Raw genomic sequence first — 21,889 nt, forward strand, 5'->3', positions numbered from 1 at the left:
GACTGGAGGGTTCCGGAGCCGTGATACCGCTCCAAATCAGCCCCTTCCAGTACGTCGCCAACGGCGTGGTGTTTTCGAGCATCATCGTCCTCGCGGCCATCGGGCTGTCGCTCGTCTACAGCATCGCGGACTTCGCGAACTTCGCCCACGGCGACCTCATGACCGTGGGGGCGTTCTCCGCGCTGTTCTCGGTCGGGTTCCTCCGGCCGATGCTGGGCGACGCGGGCGTGTTCGGCCTGCCGCTTTGGTTCTTCCTCGCGCTCGCGTTCGGCATGGGGGCGGCGGCGGTCATCTCCGTCATCACCGACCGCGCCATCTACCAACCGGTGAAGGGGTCCGACTCTATCGGCCTGCTCATCTCCAGCATCGGGGTCGCGCTCGTCTATCGGGCGCTCGTCTTCCTGTCGTTCGGGACCGAAGCCGAGCGCTACGGCGTCCCCAGACAGGGACCGATTCCGTGGGTCCGCGAGACGCTCGGTATCGCGGTCACCCCGCGTAACCTCGTCGTCGTGACGCTCACCATCGTGCTCGTGACCGCGCTGCACCTGACGCTGACGCGGACGACGCTCGGCCGGAAGATGCGTGCGACCGCCGACAACGCGGACCTCGCGCGGGTCAGCGGGATTCGGACCAGCGAGGTCATCCTCGCCATGTGGCTCATCGGCGGCGCGCTCGCCGCGGCCGGCGGCGTCTTCCTCGGATTAGAGGAACTCGTCCGCCCGCGCATGGGCTTCGACATCCTGCTCATCGTCTTCGCCGCGGTCATCCTCGGCGGCATCGGTTCCGTCTACGGCGCGATGCTCGGCGGCCTCGTCATCGGGATGGTCCACGAGCTGGTTCCGCTTTTCAACCAGTGGGGCATCATCCCGGTCGGCTCGCGGTACGCCGCGGCCGTCGCGTTCGTCATCATGGTCGCCATCCTGCTCGTTCGCCCGAGCGGAATCGCGGGTGATAGCGGATGAGCGCAGTCTCTTCGTGGGTGAGCGAGACCCTCATCCGCGACGCGACCGAGCGACGCATCTTCGCCACGCTCGGGCTCATCACGGTGCTACTCCTCGCTGGCGTCCTCACCGGCGTCATCGGACCGCGGTTCCTCCTGTTCCAAATCGCGCTCGTCGGGATGTACGCCCTGCTCTCGCTCGGACTCAACGTCCAGTGGGGCTACGCCGGGCTCATCAACTTCTCCGTCGCCGCATTCTGGGGCATCGGCGCCTACTGCGCCGCGCTGTTGACCGCGCCGAACTCCCCGCTCGGACTCGGACTCCACCCGGTGTTCGGGTTCCTCGCGGCAATCGTCGTGAGCGCGTTCATCGCGGTGCTCATCGGTATCCCGACGCTGCGCCTGCGCGAGGACTACCTCGCCATCGCCAGCCTCGGACTGGCCGAGGTTATCCGCGCCATCATCCTCAACGAGCGCCAGTGGACCGCCGGTTCGAGCGGTATCAGCGGCATCCCGAACCTCATGTCGTGGCTCCCGCTGACAGACGCCGCGACGACGGCCGCAATCGTGGTCGTCCTCATCGCGGTCGTCTACCTGTTCCTCCGGCGCGTCCACCGGTCGCCGTGGGGGCGCGTCCTCCGGACCATCCGGTCCGACGAGGACCTCGCGAAGGCGCTCGGTAAAAACACCTACCAGTTCAAGATGCAGGCGTTCGTCATCGGCTCGGTCATCATGGCCATCGCCGGGGCGTTCTACGCGCACTTGAACCTCTACATCGACCCCTCCGACCTCGTCCCCCTGACGACGTTCTACATCTGGATCGCCGTCATCCTCGGCGGGACCGGGTCGAACCGCGGAGCGGTCGTCGGCGCGGCCGTCGTCATCGCCATCCGCGAGGGGACCCGCTTCCTCAACGACATCGGGTTCATCCAGACGCTCGGCATCGACTTGGCTCCGCTGCGACTGCTGTTCGTCGGCGGGCTCATCATCCTCATCATGCGCTTCCGGCAGGACGGACTCCTTCCACCGAAGGACGAACTCATCTGGCCGGCGGCGCGCGACGAGAGCAGTACCGGCGGCGCGTCACCGTCGGGTGCCGTCCCGGACGGCGGCACCGCCTCGAACGGGGGTGACGACAGATGAACGACGGCGCGTACGAGGGTGCCCACCTCGGCAAGGACGACGTCGTCCTGAAGACGACCGACCTGGAGAAGGCGTTCGGCGGCCTCGTCGCCACCGACGGCGTCTCCATCGAGGTCGAACGCGGGACCATTACCGGAATGATCGGGCCGAACGGCGCGGGCAAGTCCACGCTGTTCAACCTCATCTCCGGCTTCTACGAGAACGACGCCGGCCACGTCACCGTCAACGGCGAGGACGTGACCGGCCTCGAACCGCACGAGCGCGCCCGAAAGGGACTCGTTCGGACCTTCCAGACGCCCCGTCGACTGGAGGGGATGTCCGTCCGCGAGGCGATGCTCGTCGGCCCCGGCCCGCAGAAAGGCGAGTCCATCTTCTCGCTTTTCTTCTCCGGCTCCGACGTGACCGAAGAGGAGCGGGCGAACATCGAACAGACGCGCGAGTTGCTCGAACGGTTCGAAATCGGGCACCTCATCGACCAGCCATCGACCGACCTCTCCGGCGGGCAGATGAAGCTCGTCGAGCTTGCGCGGGCGTTCACGACGGACCCCGACATCCTGCTTTTGGACGAGCCGGTCGCCGGCGTCAACCCGACGCTCGCAAACGACATCAAGCGGTTCATCCGCGAACTCAACGAGGAGGGCCAGACCTTCCTCATCATCGAACACGACATGCCGTTTATCATGGACCTCGCAGACCCCATCATCGTTCTCGACCAAGGGAAGGTGCTCATGGAGGGCTCGCCGGACGAAGTCCGCTCTGACGACCGCGTCATCGAGGCGTACCTCGGGGGGGCCGGCCCATGACCGAGCGCGCACTCGACGTCGCCGGCGTCGACAGCGGCTACGGCGAGGTGCAGGTCCTCCGCGACCTGACGCTCCACCTCGAATCGGACGAAATCGTCTGCATCATCGGCCCGAACGGCGCGGGGAAGTCGACCGTTCTCAAGACGGTGTTCGGCCTCCTCAAGCCGTGGACCGGCTCGGTCGAACTGAGTGGGCAGGACATCACCGGCGAGGAGCCGGAGGACCTCGTCCGCGTCGGGATGGGCTACGTCCCGCAGGTAGACAACGTCTTTTCCTCTCTCACCATCGACGAGAACCTCAAGATGGGCGGCGTCGCCCGCTCCGGGGGCCTTCAGGCCCGAATCGACGAGCTGTACGACCAGTTCTCGATTCTCGACGAGAAGCGCTCGGCGAAGGCGCGGACGCTCTCGGGCGGCCAGCGGCAGGTGCTCGCGTTCGCCCGCGCGCTCGTGATGGAGCCCGAAGTGCTCCTCATCGACGAGCCCTCGGCGGGCCTCGCGCCCAACATCGTCGAGTCGGTGTTCGAGGACGTGAAGAAGGTGAACGAACTCGGGACGGCGGTCCTGATGGTCGAGCAGAACGCCCGCGAGGGGCTCGGCATCTCCGACCGCGGCTACGTCCTCGACCAGGGGACCGTCGCCTACGAGGGCGACGCCGACGGCCTCCTCGACGACCCCGAAGTCTCGCGGCTCTACATGGGCGGCGCGGACTACGAGGGCGTCGAAGGTAAGTAACTCACGAGCCGCGGGGGCGACCCGCGGCCGAACGCTCCCAGAACCGCGTTCCGCCCGCGGCCCCTCGCCGTTGTCGGCGAGATAGGGTTTCAATCGGGCGGAATTTGGGACATCGCTTATTCTTCGGGTGGCCCGACCACCGGTATGCGACTCACGAGACGACGAGCGCTTGCCGCTGTGACTGCCGGAATCGGACTGCTCGCCGGCTGTACGGGCGGTGACCAGACGGAGCTGCCGAGCGAGGAGACGGAGTCGCCCCCGACCGAAACCCCGGCGTCGTCTCCGAGTTCAACGGCGACGGCGACACCAACACCAACACCGACAGCGACGCCGACGCCGACGACCGAATCACCGGATTCGACGACCGAACCGGCGTCAGGCGATGCGTCCGGCTCGCTCGTCGTCATGGGGGGTGTCGCCTTCTCACCGATGCGGCTCTCGGTCGAGTCGGGGACGACGGTCACGTGGGAAAACGGGGAGGCGCTTCAACACAACGTCCGCGCGGCGACCTTCGACGACGCGGCGGCCGACTGGTCGTTTCAGTCCGAGACGGTCGGTCGCGGCGGACGGGTCACCTACCGCTTTGACGACCCCGGCGTCTACCAGTACGACTGCGGCATCCACGGCTCGACGGCGATGTGTGGAGTCGTCGTGGTCGGCGACGCGAGCTACGACGGGACGCTCCCCTGCGAGTGAGTCGGGGGTCGTAGAGACACAGAGAACTGGAGACAGCTACGCCGCGTGCTTTTCTATCTCGCCTTTGAGCGACGCGGCGTCGAAGTCGTGGTCGGGCCGGATGTTGACGAAGTCGAGGAAGTCGACGGCGTCCAAGAGCGCCTCGACCTCGTAGGAGTCGAGCGCCGCGGCGACGGCCTCCTTGGGACCGACGAGCGGTTCGAGCGCCGCCAGACCGCAGGCGAGGTCGTACGCCCGGGCGTCGCGCATCCCCTCGTCGTTGACGTTCGTCGCGTCGATGAAGTAGATGCCGTCCTCCCGGACGAGGACGTTCTCGGCTCTGAGGTCGCCGTGGGCGAGGTGGTTGTCGTGCATCTCCGCGAGCGCCGCGAACAGCTCGGGGGCGAGCCGTTCGACTTCCTCCCGCGGGGCGGTGTCGAGGGTGTGGAAGTTCGGCAGGTATTCGAGGACGAGCACGCCGAGGCCGTCCACCTCGAACGCCTCGACCGGCGCGGGCGCTTGCAGGCCGATGTTCCGGAGTCGCTTCGTCGCTTCGAGTTCGTGTTCGGCCATCTCTAACGGCGTCCCGAAGTGGCCGAAAAAGCCCTCCGTCCCGCTGGAGAACGCGCCGAGGTTCCGCCCGGTCGTGAAGACGGCGTGGACGAGCGAGTTCTGTTTGGAGATGACTTTCACGAACCACTCGTCGTCGACGACCATCGGGGTCGAAAGCCAGTTGTCCGCCTCGAGAAATCGGATGTGGAGGGTGTCGCGGTCGTATCGCCGGGCGAGTTCGCGGGCGACCGTCTCCAGACGCGGCCACCCGAGGCGGCCGCGGACGAGCCGACGGAGGTCCATGCACCCCCGTAAGACGAGGGGCGGCTTAACCTCGTGGGCCTACGACGATTCCTGTCGGACGGTCAACACGGGCGCGTCGGAGCCGCGGACGACCCGCTCGGCGACGCTGCCGATGAGATAGCGGTCGATGCCGCTGCGGCCGTGGGTCCCCATCACGACGAGGTCGATGTCCCGCTCGTCGGCGTGGCGGATAATCTCGCTCGCGGGGGTGCCCTCGGTGACGACGGTTTCGACCTCGACACCGGCCTCGCGGGCCCTCTCGGCGACGCGGTCTAACACCTGCTCGCCGCTTTCGAGAAGCGCCTCGCGGACCCGTTCGAGCGAGAGTGCGGGCGCGGCGTAGCCGACCTCGCGCACGTCGGCGACGTAGAGCGCCACGAGCGTCGCGTCGTAGGTGCGGGCGTGCTCGATGGCGTGGTCCAAGGCGGCGTCCGCGCAGTCGCTGCCGTCGGTCGGAAAGAGGATGTGAGAGTACATACGAGAACGTCGGACCGCGGCGCAAAAAGACCCGGACGCCTATTCCCACGCGGTGGGAGCGGACGAGTCGAGAATGGTCGGTCCGAAAGCGGTCGGCCGCCTCCACTTCGCCGCCCGCGACGACCCAATCCTTCATGGTCGTTCGATTAGTTTATGTCCGCCACGAGGATAGTTGGTCGCATGGACTTCGACATCCCGGCCGAACACCGGATGATTCGTGACACCGTCCGCGAGTTCTGCGAGGAAGAAATCGCGCCCATCGCGCAGGACATCGAGGACGAACACCGGTTCCCCGCGGAGATATTCGACCAGTTGGCCGAGCTGGACGTGATGGGCGTCCCCATCGACGAGGCGTACGGCGGTCTCGGCGGCGACCAGCTGATGTACGCCCTCGTCGTGGAGGAACTCGGTCGCGTCTCGGGCGGTATCGGCCTGTCGTACGCCGCCCACGTCAGCCTCGCGTCGAAGCCCATCGAGCTGTTCGGCACCGACGAGCAGAAGGAACGCTGGCTCACGCCGCTCGCGACCGGCGAGTACCTCGGCGGCTGGGCGCTGACCGAACCCGGTTCCGGAAGCGACGCCAGCGACATGGACACCGTCGCAGAGCGGGACGGCGACGGCTACGTCATCAACGGAACGAAGCAGTTCATCACGAACGCGAGCGTCGCCGGCTCGGTCCTCGTAAAGGCCGTCACAGACCCCGGCGCGGGCTACGACGGTATCTCGACGTTCATCGTCGACCCAGAGAACGACGACGGCTTCGAGGTGACGACCGAGTGGGACAAGATGGGCCTCAACTGCTCGCCGACCTGCGAGCTTTCCTTCGACGACTGCTGGGTGCCGGAAGACCGACTCCTCGGCGAGGAGGGCGAGGGCTGGAAGCAGACCATGAAGACGCTCGACGGCGGGCGCATCTCCATCGCGGCGCTCTCGGTGGGACTCGCCGAGGGCGCGTACGGCCACGCGAAATCGTACGCCCAAGAGCGCGAGCAGTTCGACCGGCCGATTTCGAAGTTCGATGCCATCCGCGACAAACTCGTCTCGATGCACCGTAAGACCGAGCGCGCGCGACTGCTCACCCACAAGGCGGCGACGCGATACGACGCCGGCGAGCGGGTCAGCCGGGAGTCTGCGCTGGCGAAACTCGACGCCTCGGAGGCCGCCCGCGAGGTCGCCGAAGACGCGGTGCAGGTGCTCGGCGGCTACGGATACACGACCGACTTCGCCCCCCAGCGGTTCTACCGCGACGCGAAGCTCATGGAAATCGGCGAGGGGACGAGCGAGATTCAACACCTCATCATCGGTCGCGAACTCGGACTCTAGGGACTCGTCGAAGCCGACTTTTCTCACTCCGAATCGGCCATCACCGACAGCCGGGCGACGTACGAGAAACTGCGGACGTGGTCCTCTTTGGTCGGCGCGTCCTCGAAGTCCGAAGGAACGGTAAAGGAGACGACGCGCTCGCGAATCGCGTCGTGGGGGTCGTCGCCGATCCAGCCGATATCGCGGTAGTACGACGCCATCTCCAGCGCGCCGCGGCCGCCCAATCGTTCGACGAGGTGGACACACCATTCGAGAAGTACCCGCTCGGCCCGCGGCGTCCGCGGAATCTCGTCGAGAAACGGCTCGCCGTCCGACGTGACCGCCGCGGTCGTCGCGAGGAGGCGCTCGTGGGCAACGTCGCTCCACGTCCGATTCGTCGGCGCGTCGACCCAGTCGAACGACCGGTCGCTGGTGTCCCGACGGGGTCTGGGTCCGCTCGGGTCTTCGGCGACGTTGGGACGACGTGACTCGCGCGGCATCTATCCCTGCGTGTGCGTCCATCCGAATTAAGCGTTCGGGCGAACGTCTGAATCTCGACAGTTCTGCGCCGCGCGCGAATCGCCAGCAGTCTCTGTGATGTTATCTCTGATAATGTGACCGACTATCCGGAGAATGATGGCCTTGTTGAAGCGTGAGAGCTGCTCGAACCGGCCGCTTGCCTTTCGAACGGGACTGAGTATCATCGTTGATAGAGGGGGCGAACTGCTTAAGTTCAGAAACGGATACACGTTTGATATCGCTCCGATGTGACACTCATCGGAAATAACCGTTCCAGAGGCTCATAGATGCGCACCACGACCAACCCATGACCAGCGTTGGGCAGTTCCCGTACGCGTACGCGCTGTTCGCCGCGGGCATCCTCGCGGGGGTCGTGACGCTCGTCGTCCTCGGTCGGTTCCGACTCTACTCTCGGCGGGTCCGCCTCCCGTTCGCGCTCCTGACGCTCTCCGGGAGTATCTGGGCCACCGCGTACGGCTTCGCCTTTCTCGCGGTGACGCCGGGAGCCGAGTTGTTCTACGCCTATATAGCCTGGGCTGGCGCGGCTGTGGTCCCCACGATATGGCTCATCTTCGCCCTCGTCTACGCCGGCGAGGACCAACTGCTCACCACACAGATGGTCGGCTTCCTCGCCATCGAGCCCGCCGTCGCAATCGCCCTCGCGCTGACGAACCACTCTCACGGACTTCTCGGATCCTCGCTCGAACTCTGGGTGGCCACTGCACCGGACAACTCCGGCGGAACCGGTCTGCACCATCTCGTCCCGCTCGGTCCGGAGCTCCCCTTTGTCGTACACGTGATTTACGGCTCCGGCGTCGCCCTCACCGGGCTGACCGTCATCGGAAAGACGTACCTCCGGAGTTCGAGCATCCATCGACGACAGGCCGGGTTCCTCGTCGTCGCCGGCCTCATACCCCTCGCCGCACTCGCCGGTGAGTTCTTTTTCCCGATTCGAATCAACCCGGTCCCCCTCTCTATCGGCGTCAGCTCGGTCGTCGTGCTCTGGGCACTGTTCAGACACCAGCTGTTCGACATCACACCTATCGCCCGCGACGCGATTCTCTCGGAGATGCGGGACGCAGTCGTCGTCCTCGACGAACAGGACCGAATCGTCGAATCGAACGGTGCCGCCTCGGAGCTACTCGAGCGACCGGTCGACGAGTGCATCGGTGAGCCGGTCCTCGAAAGCGTTCGCGTTCCGGCCGAGGTTCGGACGGTCCTGGAGGGTCGAGACAGGGCTGAGGCGGTCGTCGAAGACGGAGGCACCTGCCGTTACTTCGAGATCCGTTCCGAAGTAGTCGGCGACCAGACGCACGACCGCGCGCTCTTGCTCGTCTTCTACGACGTGACGGAGCGCCGGCACACCGAAGAGGAGTTCCGCGCGCTCATCGAGAACTCCCGGGACGTCATCACCGTCCTCGACGAGGACGGCGAACGGACCTACACGAGTCCCTCGATGACCGAGGTTCTCGGCTATCAGACCGACGCGCTCGTCGGCGAATCGGTGCTCGACCTCGTCCACCCCGAAGACAGAGACCGGGTCGCCGGCTGTCTCGACGAGGTGATCTCCGGCGACTCTCCCGTGCGCTCGGAGTTCAGAATCCGCCACAAGAACGGCATGTGGCGGCGGTTCGAGACGGTCGGCGTGAATCTCCTCGATGACCCCGCCGTCGACGGCGTCGTGTTGAACTCGCGGGACGTGACCAGTCGCCATCGCTACGAACAGCGCCTCCGGGTGCTGAATCGCGTCCTTCGACACGACCTCAGAAACGACATGAACGTCATCCTCGGCCACGCGGACCTCCTCCTCGACGAGCGCATCCCCGCCGAGTCGAAAGACCACGCCCGAACGATAAAGCGGAAGGCGTCGTCGCTGGTCGAACTCGGCGAGCAGACTCGCCACATCGACACGACGCTGACCCGCGGGTCGTCCGGAATCGAACCCGTCGAGGTCGTCGAGCGCATCGAGGCGCAGTTGGACGACATCGAGTCCGATTACCCCCGAGGCCATCGTCCACCGGACGCCTCCCCGACGAGGTGTGGGTCTCCGCGGACGACCTCATCGAATCGGCCATCAAACACCTCATCGACAACGCGCTCGAACACAACGACCGCGTCATTCCGGAAGTCGGCGTCACGGTCGATCGGAGCGCGACCTCGCCCGACTACGTTGAGATTCGAATCGCCGACAACGGGCCGGGCGTCCCCGACGCCGAACTCTCCGTCCTCGAATCGGGGACCGAGACGCCGCTCCAACACATCAGCGGACTCGGGCTCTGGTTGGTCCAGTGGATAATCGACCGCTCGAACGGTCAGCTTCGGTTCGCGGAGAACGACCCCAGAGGGACCATCGCAATCGTCGGCCTCCGGACCGCAGACCGAGCGGTCTCCGTCAGCGACGGCGGAACAGTGGCGACGGAGTCGGAGACGGACTGAGCTACGCAGCGACTGGCCAACTGGACGAGTCACAGAGGAAATCGAGACGACCCGAGAGCCGAGCGTTTAGGCCGCGTCGCGGAGCCGCACCGCGAGCCTGTGTGCGCCCTCGGCCGCGGCGGTCACCGGGTCGTCGGGGACGACCACGTTCACCGGGCGGTCGAGTTCCGCGGCGAGCCGCGCTTCGAGTTCCTCGACCAGTCCGGGGATGCACGCCATCCCGCCGGAGACGACGAGTGGGCGAGCGCGAGCGAGCTGATAGGTTTTCATGTGCGAGCTCGCCAGTCGCGAGAAGAAATCGCCGAGCTCGGAGACCACGTCGTCGAGATACTCGTCCAACGGCTCCATCACGCCCCGTTCGACGGTGAACTCGTGTGCGCCCTCGCCCCCGCGTTCGACCGCGTCGGTGAAGGGCTCGAACCCGTCGAAGTCGGCGTGGGTCTCCTTGTACTCGCGGGCAGTGGCGGGGTCGATCGTCACTCGCCCGTCGGTCTCGGCTTCGACCGCCTCGGCGATGCGCCGGTCGACGTGGTCGCCGGACACCTCCGCGGAGACGAACGGAAGCAACCGCTCTCCACGTCGGTACGCGCACGCTTCGAGGTTCGTCGCGCCGAGGTTGAGGGCGACGAAGACCTCGTCGACCGCCTCGATTCCGTCGCCAAGCGCCGGAATCGACGCGCACAGGGACTCGGGGAAACCGCGCGCGAGCGCCTCACCGATGTCGCACTCGCCGACCGCGGTGCCGAAGTTCGCGAGGCCGATATCGTCGTCGACGGTCGGCATCGCGTACACGACGGCGCTGTCCGCGGGGAGGTCGTATCGCGCGCAGAGTTCGCGGACGAACCGCTCGAACGACTCGGCGTCGCGGGCGGTCGCGGGCACGCCCGAGCGGAGCATGGACTCGACTCGCTCGGGGGATTCTCGGACCGCCTCTCCGCCGTGGTGGGCGTCCTCGTCGCCGGTGAGTTCGTCTTCGCCGTCGGCCGGGCGCGAGGGGAGGTGAACCGTCCTCGCCGCGTCGCCGTCGCCGTCGCCGTCGTCGAAGGCGAGCGCCGTCCGGGCGCTCCCGAACTTGACGCCGACGGCCGTCGGCACGTCGGTCTCGTCGGACTCGGACGTCACATCAGCGTCGGTAGCGGCGGCTGCGTCGTTCGTCATGCGGTATCAACTCGGGTCGGACTCGGCGGGCGGGTGGTTCGCGCAGTCATGGTATACACTCGGTTGTCGGAAGGAGAGACCGTATTCGAGACCCGTCGGTCGGCGTCACACCATCGAGGAGAGACGTGCGACGTAGACCAGACTCAGCAGGTGGTCGTCGACGTCGAGGTCGGTCGGTTCGTCGACATCAGCAGAGAAGCCGAGGAGGTAGTCCCGGAGCGTCTCCTCGACGTCGGGCGTGACCCAGTCGACCGTCTGATAGTACCGGAGGGCGTCCATCGCCCGCTTGAACCCGCCCTTGAGGACGAGGAACTCGAGCCAGTCGAAGACGACGCGCTCAGCGCCGTATTTGTCCGGAAGCGAGCGGAGGTACGGCTTTTCGACGCCGTCTTCCTCGCCGCGAGACTGGTGGACGAGCAGGTGTTCGAGCTGGCTCGACCGGAGCGCCTCGGACGCCTCCTGTCGGCTCCGGTCGAAAAGCGGGTTGTCGAACCGGAAGGGGCTCCGGTCGTCGAAGCGGCCGTCATCGAAGCGGCCGTCATCGAAGCGGCCGTCGTCGAATCTCCGGTCGTCGAAGCGGCCGTCGCCGTTCCGTCTGGGTCGTGGAGCGTCACGCGCGATACGTCGAAGTTCGTCTGGGTCGTATTCGTCCGGGTCCAAGTACATGGGTCACCTCGTTCAGGACGGCACGATTCCCCCCAAGTCCCCCGACTCAGGGCGGCGGAGAGCGCAGAGCGCTGTCCGTGGTGTCACACGCGATATCGTACCGTTTCGGTGAAAGCATTCGAAGGAGGCGACATAAATCTATTCGAGTCGATATCAGAACTGATATTTCGGGTCAAACACCGAACCGTCGAGGTCAGTATCGTTGGCGACCCGGCTCGGCGGTCGCGGTCGGGGGTCGACGTGTTCACTCCGGTCGAGAGTCTCGTCGAAGTTCGGCAAAAACAGCGCTCAGAGGACGTGGTTGCCGCTTTTTGCGCTCCGAACGCGGAGGTCGCCGGTCTCGCTGTCGAGTTCCAACGACCGGCCGTGGGAGCCGCCGACGTCCTCGGCGACGACGTCGATGCCGAACCCGTCGAGCGTCGTTCGCGTCGCGGCGACGTTTCTGTCGCCGATACTGCCGTCACCGTCAGCCGAGGTGAAGTCGAACATGGTGCTTCCCCCAGCGATTTTCGCGACGACGCGGTCGATGTCCGCGCCGGCGGCTCGCATCTCCGAGAGCAGGAGTTCGATGCCGGTGTCGACGAACTTCGCCGGCTCGCTGTCGTCGTCCGCCTCCGGGAGCATCGCGTGTGCGAGACCGGAGACGCGGGTCTCGGGGTCGTACAACGCGACGCCGATACAGGAGCCGAGACCGCTCGTGGTCAGCGTGCTCTCGTCGCCGGAGACGGCGTAGTCGGCGATTCCGACCTTGATTCGACCGGAGCGGGCCGCGGGCGTGTCCGTGGTGTATACTTGCATTGCTGAGGTGCCTCTACGGAGGGTTCACGCGGCGGGCGAGAGTTGCTTGAGCGCCTTGCGCAGTTCCGTCTCGTCGGGGAGCGCGTAGATGTCGCAGGTGAATTCGTCGTCGTCCGTCCGGATGGTCGAATCGATGAGGAACGCGTACTCCTGAGACTGCGCGAGGTCGGTCGCGAGCGGATCGATGATGGCCGACCCGATGTCGTGGACGTGCTTCGGCGGCGAGATGTCGATAGTCGTCTCGAGCGCGTTGGCCCAGCCGTCGAGGAAGCCGGAGGTCGTGATGTTGCCGATTTCCTGAATCGCGCTCTGGCGCATCGCCTCGTCGCCTTCCATGCCCGGCAGAAGGCTGCTCGCGATGTTCTCGGCCGACGGCTCGTCGAAGAGGATGGCGATGTACCCGCTCGGCGTCCCGCTGAACTCCAACACGACGCCACGGCGGACCGCGTCGGTCAGAGACATGGGAACGCCCTCGATGGGGACGAAGCTCAGCCGGCTCACCTCGACGGTCGTGTCGATACCCGTCATCGCCGTGATGTCCTCGGACGCCTGATTCGCACCGTCGTTTATCATCTCGGAGAAGGCGGCGAACGACTCGACCGGGAGCGCGCCGTCCTCGCCGCTCGCCTCGACGATGGTCTCGATGGACGAGGCGGTCGGCACCATGTACAGGTCGAACTCGATGGCGTTGTCAGCGGCCTCCAACTGGTTACGGAAGACGAGGACGTGTTCGTCGTCGCCGCCGTTCTCGAAGCCCTCGGCGTCGACGTGGTCGAGCGGGCCGTCGTTCTCGTCGTCGACGTAGGTCGCGTCGTGATGTCGACGGTGGTATCGAGGTAGTCGGCCCAACCGTCGATGAAGCCGCCGAGCATGATGTTCGCGACCTCTTTGAGGCTACTCTCGGCGAGTTCTCCATCGGCGTCGGTGGCGTCGATACCCGGCATCAGCGCGTCGACCAAGCGCTCTGCGGACTCCGGCGAGAACGCCAACACGGTGTGGCCGTCTAAGCCGCCCGAAAAGCCGATGTGGACGCTCACGAGGTCGCGTTCGGCGAACTCGTTTTCGACGTCCGCCTTCGTCCCGAGTTCCACCTTGGTGACGTTGACGTACGTGTCGATGCCGGCGAGCGTGGTCAGCGAACCCGCGGCTTTCTCCGCGCCCGAGTGGGCGAGCCGACTGAACGTGCGAAGCGACCGGACGTCGAGATTCATGCCTCTGCCTGAATCACGTCGGCGATAGCCTGGAGCACGTTCGGCTTCTGGAACGGTTTCGTGATGTAGCCGTCTGCCCCCGCTTCGACCGCTTCGCGCATCTTCTCTTCCTGTCCGACCGACGTGCACATGATGACCGATGCGCTGGCGTCGAGCGACTTGATTTCGGACGTCGCTTCGATGCCGTTTCGAATCGGCATCACGACGTCCATCGTGACGACATCGGGTTCGAGTTCGCGGTAGAGTTCCACCGCTTCGACCCCGTTTTCGGCCTCGCCGACGACTTCGTGTTCACCCTCGAGGAGCTGTTTGAGGAGGTTCCGCATGAACGCAGAATCGTCCACGACCAGTACCTTGCTTGCCATACCTCCAGATTTCCGAAAATCACACCATAAACCCTTCCTCCCCATTATCAAGGATGATACGGAATCAGACGGGCGATTCGCCCGCGTCACATCGTGTCGACCGAGGATTCGGGAACTCCAGTGTCCGAACCGGGACCTGTCACCGGCGCATCATCGTCGACGCGGCGGGAACGAAGCGCCGGTCTCTTCGACGGCGTCGAGGAGGTCACCGATACTGTCGTCGCGGTCGAGTCCGTTCGCGGTCGCGAGCGCCTCGACGGCCCGACCGGGATAGGTGACCTGTACCTCCGAGGCTAAAAGCAGGATGCCGAGCACCTCGTCGGGCGGCGTGTCGGGGCTGCCGACAGCGTCGGCGTACCACGAGAGAAACGAGTTGACGACCTCGGTCACGTCGTCGGAGACGGTCTCGTGACGGGTTACCTCGCCATCGACGAGAGCAGTGGTGACGAGCGCGTGGTCCGCGCTGACAGCCCCGACGCGCTCTGCGAGCAGCCGGCGGGCGAGCACGGCCCGTTTTTTCGGGTCTCTCGGGAGGACGAGTTCGGGAGTCGACGCGTCTTTGTCGCGCTCCCCGTCTTCGGTTTCGTCCTCGGAACCGGGCGGTGTGTCGGCCGCCGCGTCGGACGCTTGCCGCCCGTCGTCGTCGGCGTCGTCGATCGGTGCGGGCGGCCTGTTTTCTCCCGTCGAGATGACGTACCGGCCCGTGTCGAGCGCCGCGACGTGCTCGTCGCGGCTGATATCGAGGTCGTCCGGCCCGACGACTCCCTGTTCTCGCGGGTGAGCGGGAGGACGCTCGTCATCGTCGTCCATCGGCGGATGCTCGGCGCCGTGGCATATAATCCCATCGTCACCTGGCGCTCGAGACTCACTACTATGACTGAGAACGTGGCAGAGAGACAACCAACACATTGACAAGCGGTGCGTTCCGATAAATTTCCATCTATGGAGTCTGACAGGACCCTCTCCGCACTGGGGAACGAATACAACCCTGACATCCTCCGTGCCGCGGACGAACCCCACTCGGCACAGGAGTTCAGCGAGATGTTGGATATCCCCATCGCGACCTGTTATCGCCGAATCGAGGAACTGACGGCAGCGGGCCTCCTCGAACTTCACGACCGGGTTCTCTCCGATGAGCACCGACGAACGAACGTCTACCGCCGCGAAGTCGACGAAATCGTCGTCCGGTTCGAAGGCGACGACTACACGGTCAGCGTGACCGAGCGTCCAGAGGTGAAGAACAAACTCGACGACGTGTGGCGGAAGATTACGCAGGACTGAACCGCTCCGACTCCGGACTCTTTTCTTACGTTTTCTGAGGTAAGCGTCGACTAGCCTCTCGCGTGAGCGTGCGAAGAATTTTACTTATCGACGTACCGACCATCAGATATCAGTCTTGATATTGAGGGCCGTAGCGTTATGTAGCACCTCTCCAAGTTGACGAGTGACGGTTCCCCGCTCCCGTTGAGTGTGGGACCAAACCCACGACAACCCATGTTCGAAAACATCAAAGAAGACCGGGGTCAGGTCGGTATCGGGACCCTCATCGTCTTCATTGCGATGGTTCTGGTCGCCGCAATCGCGGCGGGCGTCCTCGTGAACACGGCTGGCTTCTTACAAGCCACCGCCGAGGACGCTGGACAGCAATCTGTGAACAAGGTCACTAACCGCGTCGACGTCGTGTCGACTCACGGTATCGTTAACGGAACGTCGACGAAGAGCGTCGACTTCGTGAACCTCACCACGCGTCTGGCAGCCGGTTCCGGTTCGGTCTCGCTGAACAATACGACGATTAAATACCTCAGCGACGACACGGCTCGGACGCTCGTCAACAACAACACGGACAACGCGGACGGCATCAACTGGTCGACCGCCGGAAACAACGAGTTCGCGGTCCGTAAGATTCAGGACGACGACACCTCGTTCCCGATTCTCAACAGTCAGACCGACCGCTTCGAGATCGTCATCAACACCTCCGTCATTGAAGGGGCAAACAAGAACGGCCTCAGCACGGGCGAATCGGTGACTCTCGAGATAACCTCGCGCAACGGTGGCACGACGCAGGTCATCCTGACGATGCCCCAGCAGCTCGCGGGCAAGGACAACAACGACCCGGTGGCGCTGTAAATGTTTAGCGAACTGTTCAACGACGAAGACAGAGGTCAGGTCGGTATCGGGACCCTCATCGTCTTCATCGCGATGGTCCTGGTCGCCGCAATCGCGGCCGGCGTGCTCGTCAACACCGCCGGCTTCCTCCAGGCAACCGCCGAGGACGCGGGCGAGCAGTCCGTGAACAAGGTCACGAACCGCGTCGAAGTCCTCAACGCGCACGGTACGGTCGGCGACTCCGAGGTCATCGACAACATGACCCTCACGATTCGTCTCGCCGCCGGCTCCTCCAGCGTCGACATGAACGAGTCGTCCATCAAGTACCTCAGCGACGACACGGTCACGACGCTGACCAACCAGTCCGACGACGGAGAGACCAACGACGTTCGTCCCTACGCGGACAGCGACGAGTTCCTGATGGACGAGGTCACCGACGACGACGGTTCGTTCGGCGTCCTCAACAGCATGAACGACCGCTACGAGGTCAAAATCAACACGTCCGCCATTGAGGGCGGAACCGGTCTCGGCACCGGCGAGCGCGTCACGCTCGAAATCACCTCGCGGACCGGCGGCACCACGCAGGTCATCATGACGATGCCCCAGCAGCTCGCCGGCAAGGAGCGGGGCGACCCGATTAAACTCTAATCGGTCTCTCGCTGCTGCGTTTTTTTATCGCGACAGAACCCCGTTAGTGCCCACAGTGGTGTTCGTCACGCGCCGAGCCGAGTTCCGTACCCCGTCTCGGAGCGAACGAGAGTGCTGAAACGCACCGAGCCAAAAGAGAAACGCGAAGCGAGTTACTCGGTCTCTTCGCCGAACCACGGCGGGGATTCGCCGACCATGGAGAACCCGGCCGCCTGCTCGTATATCTTGATGCCGCCCTGTGCGATTTCCAGCGGGAACATCGAGTTCTTGATGCTCTGCTTGCGCATCTTCGCCACCCAGACGTAGCGGTTGCTCGTCGCGCCCGCGGGGCTCTGGATGAGGTAGATGTTCCCGTCGGTCAGGAAGTTCTCGAGGCCGATGTCGGTCTCGGGGAAGATGGCCGACTGCTCGGTGGTCAGAAGCGAGGTGAGGCCGCTGTCCTTCAGGATGTCGATGAACTTCAGGAGGTACTGGCGCTGTTCTTTCTCGTCGTCAAAAAACAGCTGGAACATCGTCAGCGAGTCGAGGACGAGTCGGTCGTAGTTGGTGTCCTGGAGGTCGCCGAGGATGCGGTCGAGCGTCGTCGAGAAGTCACCGTCGCGGAGGAGCGTCCGCTTGTCGTAAACCTTGATATCTCCGGACTCGACGTACTCGTGCCAGCGGTCGAAGCCGATGGACTCGGCCGCCTCGCGGATGTCGTCTTCGGTCTCCTCGAAGGTGAGATACAGGCCGCCTTCGTCGAACTGGTCGACGCCGTTGTAGAGGTATTGGAGGCCGAGGATACTCTTTCCCGTCCCCGGGTTTCCGCTGATGAGCACCGCGGCGTTCTTGACGATACCGCCGTTCAGGATGGAATCGAGTCCTTCGACACCGGTCTTGACTAGTTCTGTCATGATTGTGTTGAAACGTGTGTTGGCTGTCGGAAGAACGTCCGTTCCGACGCCGGATAATTCTTCTTACCGCCGCTACGGCGCCGTCTGACTTTTATTACATACTTGGCCGGCGAAAATTCCGAACGTCTAAAATATCGCTACTGATAACGGGACGGGAACTTTCTTGTACCGACTTACGTACCTTGCACCAATGTTACCTGCTCCCCCGAGTCCGTCGGACCGCCCCGGCCGGTCCGCCGCTCGGCCGGGTGACAGGCCGTCGCTCGAACGAAGCGCCCCGCAAACGGTTCCGAGGTGCTCGCTGCGAGCATGATGGAGTGGCAGAACGACGAAGACACGGCTGACGCCGGGGACGAAACGGAGACGGAAGGACAACACATGTCATCAGACGATGGACTTGGATTCGAGGAGGGGATAGACGACCTCTCCGACGAGTTTGGTGACTTCGGCGACGACCTCGACGACGGATTCGACGATGACGATTTCGGCGGATTCGACGACGACAACAGCGAGGAACTCGCAGAGCTCGAAGATCGCGTCGGCGAACTCGAGAACGAAGTAAGCGCCATCTCGTCGGGGATGAACACCGTCCGCGAAGAGAACAAACAGATCGGTGAGACCGTCGAAGAGCTCGACGACACGATTCGCAAACTGCTCGACATCTACGAGATGGTCACCCGCGGCATCAACCCGTTCGTCGACGACGCCCGCGAGATGGGCGGCCTCGACGGTGGCGGCGGGTCGTTCGGTCTCTTCGAGGCGGAAGCCGAAGACGAAGAGCACCTCGACCCCGAGGTGGCGAACGCCGACGCCGAGTCGTTCTTCGACGACGACTTCGGCGAACTCGACGCCGAGGAGGGTGCGAAGGAAGCGGAACTCGCCGCGGAAGACGAACTCGTGGAAGCGGAACGCGAGAGCCCCGCGGACGTGCTCGATGACGACGACGAAGCGGTGGACGAGGCCGACGAGGCCGACGACTCGGGTGCCGCGGGCGGCGCGAGTTTCGACGACCTCAAAGAACAGTACGAGGAGGGCGGCGGCTGGGACGAAGAAGACGACGCGGAGGCGGACGAAGTAGAGGCGGACGACGCCGAAACGGACCTCGCCGACGCGGCGGTCGACCTCGAAGACGAGTTCGAAGCGGTCGCCGACGCCGACGAGGCCGACGACCCGAGCGACGAACCGTCCGAGCCCGAACACGAACCCGAGGTCGAAGACGCCGACGGTGATGTCCGCAAGACGCTCGACGAGCTAGAGGCGGAGTACGCCACCGCGGCGATGGCCAAAGACGAGCTTTCGGCCGACGACGAGGACGACTCGGCCGCCGAACCCGAGCCGTCTCCGGCGGTCGAGGAGTCCGACGCCTACCTGGCTACGCTCCCGTCGAACTACGTCTCCGAGGTGCTCGTCCTCGAATGGGTCGAACATCTCGTCGAGGTCGGCGGCGCGCTCGGTGCGTCGCGCGCGCTCCGCCAGTATCGGGAGCAGGACTGGATATCGCGCGCCGTCGAGAGCGAACTGAACGCCCACGTCGGACAGATAGCGCCGTCGGTCGCGGACGCCGACGGAGGCGAACTCCGCATCGATGACCACCAGACGAGTCTCGCGTACGTCTGCCGCCTCGCGGAGGACGTTCCGCGGGGACAACTGTACGACGAGTTAGTCGCCTACGGGAGGAGATTCGATGGGATTCGGTGTTAGTGGCTCGACCGCCGTTATCTTCCTCGGCGTTCTCGTCGCTACGGGGACGCTGTACACAGCGACGTCCAACGCGTCGGAGAACGTGCTCGAAGCGCAGGACGCCGACGCGGAGCGGGCCCTCGAACGGACGAACACGGACATCACCGTTACGAACGCGACCTACGACACGGGCAACGAGAGCCTCACGGTGAACCTGACGAACGTCGGCTCGGAGACGCTCTCGGTGAGCGAGACCACCTTGCTCGTCGACAACACGTACGTCGACGTGCCGGCGGCCAATGCGACCGTCGACGGCGACGCCGGAACCGACCTCTGGTACGCCGGCGAGAACCTCAGTCTCGTCGTCGGCGTCGACCCCACGCCAGAGCGCGTGAAGGTCATCACCGGGAGCGGCGTCGCCGCCACGGAGGCGGTGAGCTAGATGGCCGACATCTCCGTTCCGAGCCTCATCCTATTCATCGCCAGCATCGTCGTCGCCGCCGGCGTCTCGGGCGTCCTCATCGACACCGTGACCGGCATCAGCAGTTCGCTCGACGAGCGCGGCGGCGACGTGAGTACAGAGATCAGAACCGACATCGAAGTCATAAGCGACCCGCAGGCGGGTGTCTACGACGGCGCGAACAACAACCTCTCGATATACGTCAAGAACACCGGCCTCAGGACGCTCCCGGCGACCAGCGGTGGCTTCGACATCATCGTCGGTGGACAGTATCAGACCAACGTCACGGTGAACGTCGTCGACGGCACCGAGTGGCGGCCGAGCAACGTCATCGAACTCACGGTGACGGACATCGCGTTGAGCTCGGGCGACTACCGGATGACCGTCGTCGTCGACGGTGACGAAGAGGTGTTCGAATTCCGCGTATCATGAGCAGTCAATTCTCTCTCGGGCTATCCGGGCACGACCGTCTCGAAAAGGAACTCGGCGGCGGCATCCCCAAGGGTGCAATCGTCCTCATCGAAGGGGATTACGGCGCCGGAAAAAGCGTGCTGTCGCAGCGATTCAGCTACGGCTTCTGCGACGAGGAAACGGTGGTGACGCTCGTCTCGACCGAACTGGGCGTCCGCGGCTTCCTCGACCAGATGCACTCGCTTTCGTACGACATCGTCAAGCATCTGCTCGACGAGCGAATCCTGTTCCTCCAGGCAGAAATCGACAGCAGCGGCGCGCTCTCCGGCGGCAGCAGCCAGAAGGAGCGCAAGCAGCTCCTCCGCCGGCTGATGGACGCCGAGACGCTCTGGGACGCCGACGTCATCATCATCGACACGTTCGACGCCATCCTGCGCAACGACCCGCAGTTCGAGGCGCTGGTCCGGCAGAACGACGAGCGGCAGGCCGCCCTCGAAATCATCTCGTTTTTCCGCGAGCTGACGACGAAAGGCAAGACCATCATCATCACCGTGGACCCGTCGTCGGTCGACGAGGGCTCCATTGGCCCGTTCCGCTCTATCGCCGACGTTTACTTCGAACTGGAGATGGTGGAGGTCGGCAACGACGTTCGCCGGAACATCTTCGTGAAGCGCTTCGCGGGGATGGGCCAGCAGGTCGGCGACCGCGTCGGTTTCTCCGTCCGGTCGGGTATCGGACTCGTCATCGAGTCGAGGAGCGTGGCGTAGATGGCGACCGAACACGGCTCCGCCAGGCTGTCGGACGACCTCAAGCGCCTCGCGATGCAGTGGCCGCACCTGCGGGACCACCTCAAGCGGTTCCGACAGATCACCGGCGAGTTCCCGATGCTCGTCGACGAGCCGGGCGACTACGAGTCCCGGCGTCCGAACATCATCTACCCGCTGGGCGGCCCCGTGTTCTGCCAGATATACGGCAACTTCGGCGAGACGACGAAGTACTACACCATCGAACCCGAGATGGACGACGACGAACTCGACGTGTTCGCTCGGGTCAAGGACAAACTGCTCGAACGAAGCGTCTCGAAGCCGGCACCCGAGGAGAGCGCCGACTACGAAGAGCGCATCGAGGAACTGCTGTCCGAAATCGTCCACATCGAGGGCGACGACCGGGGACCGCTCGGCTCGGTGGCGAAACGACTCGACGTGGCCGGCATCGAGGTCTCTCAGACGACCTACGACAAGATTCAGTACCGGCTCGTCCGCGACATCGTCGGCCTCGGCCCGCTCGAACCCATCATGCGCGACCCGGAGAACGAGGACATTCACGTTATCGGTCCCAGTCAGGTCGACGTCGACCACGGGACCTTCGGGCTGTTGGAGACGAGCGTCGAGTTCGACGACACCGAGCAGTTCGACAACTGGCTCCGCAACATGGGCGAACGCATCGGCGACCCCGTCTCCGACGCCCACCCCATCGTCGACTCCACGCTCCCCGACGGCTCGCGTATCAACATCATCTACTCCGACGACGTGTCGCTGAAGGGGTCGTCGCTCACCATCCGTCAGGGCGACGACGTGCCGCTTTCGGTGTTCCAAATCGCCAAGTGGGG

General features: G+C 64.7%; 22 protein-coding genes and 3 pseudogenes. 15 read left to right on the top strand and 10 right to left on the bottom strand.

All coding sequences use genetic code 11. The annotated features are described in order from the left end of the window. Window positions 1–20: 20 nt before the first annotated feature. The 5 genes from ATB1_RS16270 to ATB1_RS16290 all read left to right on the top strand — a co-directional run bounded on the left by ATB1_RS16270 (window position 21) and on the right by ATB1_RS16290 (window position 4,316). Window positions 21–962 carry a branched-chain amino acid ABC transporter permease gene (locus ATB1_RS16270; RefSeq protein WP_042665670.1) on the top strand — a complete coding sequence of 314 codons (942 nt, stop codon included), beginning with the start codon at window positions 21–23 and terminating at the stop codon, window positions 960–962. Further along, window positions 959–2,083: a branched-chain amino acid ABC transporter permease gene (locus tag ATB1_RS16275; RefSeq protein ID WP_042665671.1), complete on the top strand. Its 1,125-nt coding sequence runs from the start codon at window positions 959–961 to the stop codon at window positions 2,081–2,083. Before ATB1_RS16270 ends, ATB1_RS16275 begins: the two co-directional genes overlap by 4 nt. Then, the gene (locus ATB1_RS16280) at window positions 2,080–2,886 is read left to right on the top strand and encodes an ABC transporter ATP-binding protein (RefSeq protein WP_042665674.1); all 807 of its coding nucleotides are present in this window, start codon (window positions 2,080–2,082) and stop codon (window positions 2,884–2,886) included. Before ATB1_RS16275 ends, ATB1_RS16280 begins: the two co-directional genes overlap by 4 nt. Next, on the top strand, window positions 2,883–3,620 hold the full coding sequence (locus ATB1_RS16285; protein WP_042665676.1) for an ABC transporter ATP-binding protein: 738 nt from the start codon (window positions 2,883–2,885) through the stop codon (window positions 3,618–3,620). Before ATB1_RS16280 ends, ATB1_RS16285 begins: the two co-directional genes overlap by 4 nt. A 144-nt stretch (window positions 3,621–3,764) precedes the next feature. After that, on the top strand, window positions 3,765–4,316 hold the full coding sequence (locus ATB1_RS16290) for a plastocyanin/azurin family copper-binding protein (RefSeq protein ID WP_042665677.1): 552 nt from the start codon (window positions 3,765–3,767) through the stop codon (window positions 4,314–4,316). 36 nt (window positions 4,317–4,352) lie between these two features. Here ATB1_RS16290 and ATB1_RS16295 read toward each other — a convergent pair whose 3' ends face one another. Together ATB1_RS16295 and ATB1_RS16300 are read right to left on the bottom strand one after the other, a co-directional pair. After that, a complete protein-coding gene (locus ATB1_RS16295) occupies window positions 4,353–5,150 on the bottom strand; it encodes an RIO1 family regulatory kinase/ATPase (protein WP_042665680.1) in 798 nt (265 codons plus the stop codon). A 39-nt stretch (window positions 5,151–5,189) separates the two neighbouring features. Further along, window positions 5,190–5,627, bottom strand: a complete 438-nt coding sequence (locus ATB1_RS16300) for a universal stress protein (protein WP_042665682.1) — start codon at window positions 5,625–5,627, stop codon at window positions 5,190–5,192. A gap of 180 nt (window positions 5,628–5,807) precedes the next feature. Here ATB1_RS16300 and ATB1_RS16305 point away from each other — a divergent pair, with 180 nt between their 5' ends. Beyond that, complete coding sequence (locus ATB1_RS16305) at window positions 5,808–6,950, top strand: acyl-CoA dehydrogenase family protein (RefSeq protein WP_042665684.1); 1,143 nt, start codon at window positions 5,808–5,810, stop codon at window positions 6,948–6,950. Between the two features lie 23 nt (window positions 6,951–6,973). On the opposite strand, the gene ATB1_RS16310 is transcribed toward ATB1_RS16305, so the two are convergent. Further along, window positions 6,974–7,429 carry a FlaD/FlaE family flagellar protein gene (locus ATB1_RS16310; RefSeq protein ID WP_042665686.1) on the bottom strand — a complete coding sequence of 152 codons (456 nt, stop codon included), beginning with the start codon at window positions 7,427–7,429 and terminating at the stop codon, window positions 6,974–6,976. A gap of 326 nt (window positions 7,430–7,755) precedes the next feature. Between ATB1_RS16310 and ATB1_RS24225 the strand changes: the two are divergent. Continuing rightward, window positions 7,756–9,884 (top strand): annotated as a pseudogene (locus tag ATB1_RS24225) (histidine kinase N-terminal 7TM domain-containing protein). A 66-nt stretch (window positions 9,885–9,950) separates the two neighbouring features. On the opposite strand, the gene ATB1_RS16320 reads toward ATB1_RS24225, so the two are convergent. From ATB1_RS16320 to ATB1_RS16345, 6 genes and pseudogenes are all read right to left on the bottom strand, one after another. Next, complete coding sequence (locus ATB1_RS16320) at window positions 9,951–11,042, bottom strand: hypothetical protein (protein ID WP_042665687.1); 1,092 nt, start codon at window positions 11,040–11,042, stop codon at window positions 9,951–9,953. Between the two features lie 105 nt (window positions 11,043–11,147). After that, window positions 11,148–11,708: a FlaD/FlaE family flagellar protein gene (locus ATB1_RS16325; protein ID WP_042665690.1), complete on the bottom strand. Its 561-nt coding sequence runs from the start codon at window positions 11,706–11,708 to the stop codon at window positions 11,148–11,150. A 288-nt stretch (window positions 11,709–11,996) separates the two neighbouring features. After that, window positions 11,997–12,506 (bottom strand): chemotaxis protein CheD, encoded by a 510-nt coding sequence (locus ATB1_RS16330; RefSeq protein ID WP_042665692.1) that lies wholly within the window; start codon window positions 12,504–12,506, stop codon window positions 11,997–11,999. Between the two features lie 24 nt (window positions 12,507–12,530). Then, window positions 12,531–13,717 (bottom strand): annotated as a pseudogene (locus ATB1_RS16335) (chemotaxis protein CheC). Beyond that, a complete protein-coding gene (gene cheY, locus ATB1_RS16340; RefSeq protein WP_042665693.1) occupies window positions 13,714–14,082 on the bottom strand; it encodes a chemotaxis protein CheY in 369 nt (122 codons plus the stop codon). The pseudogene ATB1_RS16335 and the gene cheY overlap by 4 nt, the downstream one beginning before the upstream one ends. Before the next feature lie 150 nt (window positions 14,083–14,232). Further along, on the bottom strand, window positions 14,233–14,892 hold the full coding sequence (locus tag ATB1_RS16345; RefSeq protein ID WP_042665695.1) for a hypothetical protein: 660 nt from the start codon (window positions 14,890–14,892) through the stop codon (window positions 14,233–14,235). Between the two features lie 132 nt (window positions 14,893–15,024). On the opposite strand from ATB1_RS16345, the gene ATB1_RS16350 reads away from it, so the two are divergent. The 3 genes from ATB1_RS16350 to ATB1_RS16360 all read left to right on the top strand — a co-directional run bounded on the left by ATB1_RS16350 (window position 15,025) and on the right by ATB1_RS16360 (window position 16,836). Continuing rightward, window positions 15,025–15,363 carry a helix-turn-helix domain-containing protein gene (locus ATB1_RS16350; RefSeq protein ID WP_004043733.1) on the top strand — a complete coding sequence of 113 codons (339 nt, stop codon included), beginning with the start codon at window positions 15,025–15,027 and terminating at the stop codon, window positions 15,361–15,363. Between the two features lie 213 nt (window positions 15,364–15,576). Continuing rightward, on the top strand, window positions 15,577–16,209 hold the full coding sequence (locus ATB1_RS16355; RefSeq protein ID WP_042665697.1) for an archaellin/type IV pilin N-terminal domain-containing protein: 633 nt from the start codon (window positions 15,577–15,579) through the stop codon (window positions 16,207–16,209). Next, window positions 16,210–16,836 (top strand): archaellin/type IV pilin N-terminal domain-containing protein, encoded by a 627-nt coding sequence (locus ATB1_RS16360; protein WP_042665699.1) that lies wholly within the window; start codon window positions 16,210–16,212, stop codon window positions 16,834–16,836. It begins immediately after the preceding gene. 152 nt (window positions 16,837–16,988) lie between these two features. Here the strand turns inward: ATB1_RS16360 and ATB1_RS16365 are convergent, their stop codons facing one another. Next, window positions 16,989–17,729, bottom strand: a complete 741-nt coding sequence (locus ATB1_RS16365; RefSeq protein ID WP_004977361.1) for an ATPase domain-containing protein — start codon at window positions 17,727–17,729, stop codon at window positions 16,989–16,991. Between the two features lie 309 nt (window positions 17,730–18,038). On the opposite strand from ATB1_RS16365, the gene ATB1_RS16370 reads away from it, so the two are divergent. The 5 genes and pseudogenes from ATB1_RS16370 to ATB1_RS16390 form a co-directional block, all read left to right on the top strand. Next, entirely contained in the window at window positions 18,039–19,430 is a 1,392-nt protein-coding gene (locus ATB1_RS16370; RefSeq protein ID WP_241768314.1) for a flagella accessory protein C, read from the top strand. Next, window positions 19,414–19,851: a fla cluster protein FlaF gene (locus tag ATB1_RS16375; RefSeq protein ID WP_042665701.1), complete on the top strand. Its 438-nt coding sequence runs from the start codon at window positions 19,414–19,416 to the stop codon at window positions 19,849–19,851. The genes ATB1_RS16370 and ATB1_RS16375 overlap by 17 nt, the downstream gene beginning before the upstream one ends. After that, window positions 19,852–20,301: a CARDB domain-containing protein gene (locus tag ATB1_RS16380; protein ID WP_042665703.1), complete on the top strand. Its 450-nt coding sequence runs from the start codon at window positions 19,852–19,854 to the stop codon at window positions 20,299–20,301. It begins immediately after the preceding gene. Continuing rightward, entirely contained in the window at window positions 20,298–21,047 is a 750-nt protein-coding gene (locus ATB1_RS16385; protein WP_004970800.1) for an ATPase domain-containing protein, read from the top strand. Before ATB1_RS16380 ends, ATB1_RS16385 begins: the two co-directional genes overlap by 4 nt. Further along, window positions 21,048–21,889: pseudogene (locus ATB1_RS16390) on the top strand (hypothetical protein); the annotation flags it as partial. It abuts the gene before it with no gap.

The sequence above is a fragment of the Haloferax sp. ATB1 genome (assembly GCF_000730175.1).

Bases quoted from the DNA above. Each gene is read 5' to 3' on its own strand.
- ATB1_RS16275 (WP_042665671.1), top strand. From the start codon at position 959: ATGAGCGCAGTCTCTTCGTGGGTGAGCGAGACCCTCATCCGCGACGCG.
- ATB1_RS16280 (WP_042665674.1), top strand. From the start codon at position 2,080: ATGAACGACGGCGCGTACGAGGGTGCCCACCTCGGCAAGGACGACGTC.
- ATB1_RS16285 (WP_042665676.1), top strand. From the start codon at position 2,883: ATGACCGAGCGCGCACTCGACGTCGCCGGCGTCGACAGCGGCTACGGC.
- ATB1_RS16290 (WP_042665677.1), top strand. From the start codon at position 3,765: ATGCGACTCACGAGACGACGAGCGCTTGCCGCTGTGACTGCCGGAATC.
- ATB1_RS16295 (WP_042665680.1), bottom strand. From the start codon at position 5,150: ATGGACCTCCGTCGGCTCGTCCGCGGCCGCCTCGGGTGGCCGCGTCTG.
- ATB1_RS16300 (WP_042665682.1), bottom strand. From the start codon at position 5,627: ATGTACTCTCACATCCTCTTTCCGACCGACGGCAGCGACTGCGCGGAC.
- ATB1_RS16305 (WP_042665684.1), top strand. From the start codon at position 5,808: ATGGACTTCGACATCCCGGCCGAACACCGGATGATTCGTGACACCGTC.
- ATB1_RS16310 (WP_042665686.1), bottom strand. From the start codon at position 7,429: ATGCCGCGCGAGTCACGTCGTCCCAACGTCGCCGAAGACCCGAGCGGA.
- ATB1_RS16320 (WP_042665687.1), bottom strand. From the start codon at position 11,042: ATGACGAACGACGCAGCCGCCGCTACCGACGCTGATGTGACGTCCGAG.
- ATB1_RS16325 (WP_042665690.1), bottom strand. From the start codon at position 11,708: ATGTACTTGGACCCGGACGAATACGACCCAGACGAACTTCGACGTATC.
- ATB1_RS16330 (WP_042665692.1), bottom strand. From the start codon at position 12,506: ATGCAAGTATACACCACGGACACGCCCGCGGCCCGCTCCGGTCGAATC.
- cheY (WP_042665693.1), bottom strand. From the start codon at position 14,082: ATGGCAAGCAAGGTACTGGTCGTGGACGATTCTGCGTTCATGCGGAAC.
- ATB1_RS16345 (WP_042665695.1), bottom strand. From the start codon at position 14,892: ATGGACGACGATGACGAGCGTCCTCCCGCTCACCCGCGAGAACAGGGA.
- ATB1_RS16350 (WP_004043733.1), top strand. From the start codon at position 15,025: ATGGAGTCTGACAGGACCCTCTCCGCACTGGGGAACGAATACAACCCT.
- ATB1_RS16355 (WP_042665697.1), top strand. From the start codon at position 15,577: ATGTTCGAAAACATCAAAGAAGACCGGGGTCAGGTCGGTATCGGGACC.
- ATB1_RS16360 (WP_042665699.1), top strand. From the start codon at position 16,210: ATGTTTAGCGAACTGTTCAACGACGAAGACAGAGGTCAGGTCGGTATC.
- ATB1_RS16365 (WP_004977361.1), bottom strand. From the start codon at position 17,729: ATGACAGAACTAGTCAAGACCGGTGTCGAAGGACTCGATTCCATCCTG.
- ATB1_RS16370 (WP_241768314.1), top strand. From the start codon at position 18,039: ATGATGGAGTGGCAGAACGACGAAGACACGGCTGACGCCGGGGACGAA.
- ATB1_RS16375 (WP_042665701.1), top strand. From the start codon at position 19,414: ATGGGATTCGGTGTTAGTGGCTCGACCGCCGTTATCTTCCTCGGCGTT.
- ATB1_RS16380 (WP_042665703.1), top strand. From the start codon at position 19,852: ATGGCCGACATCTCCGTTCCGAGCCTCATCCTATTCATCGCCAGCATC.
- ATB1_RS16385 (WP_004970800.1), top strand. From the start codon at position 20,298: ATGAGCAGTCAATTCTCTCTCGGGCTATCCGGGCACGACCGTCTCGAA.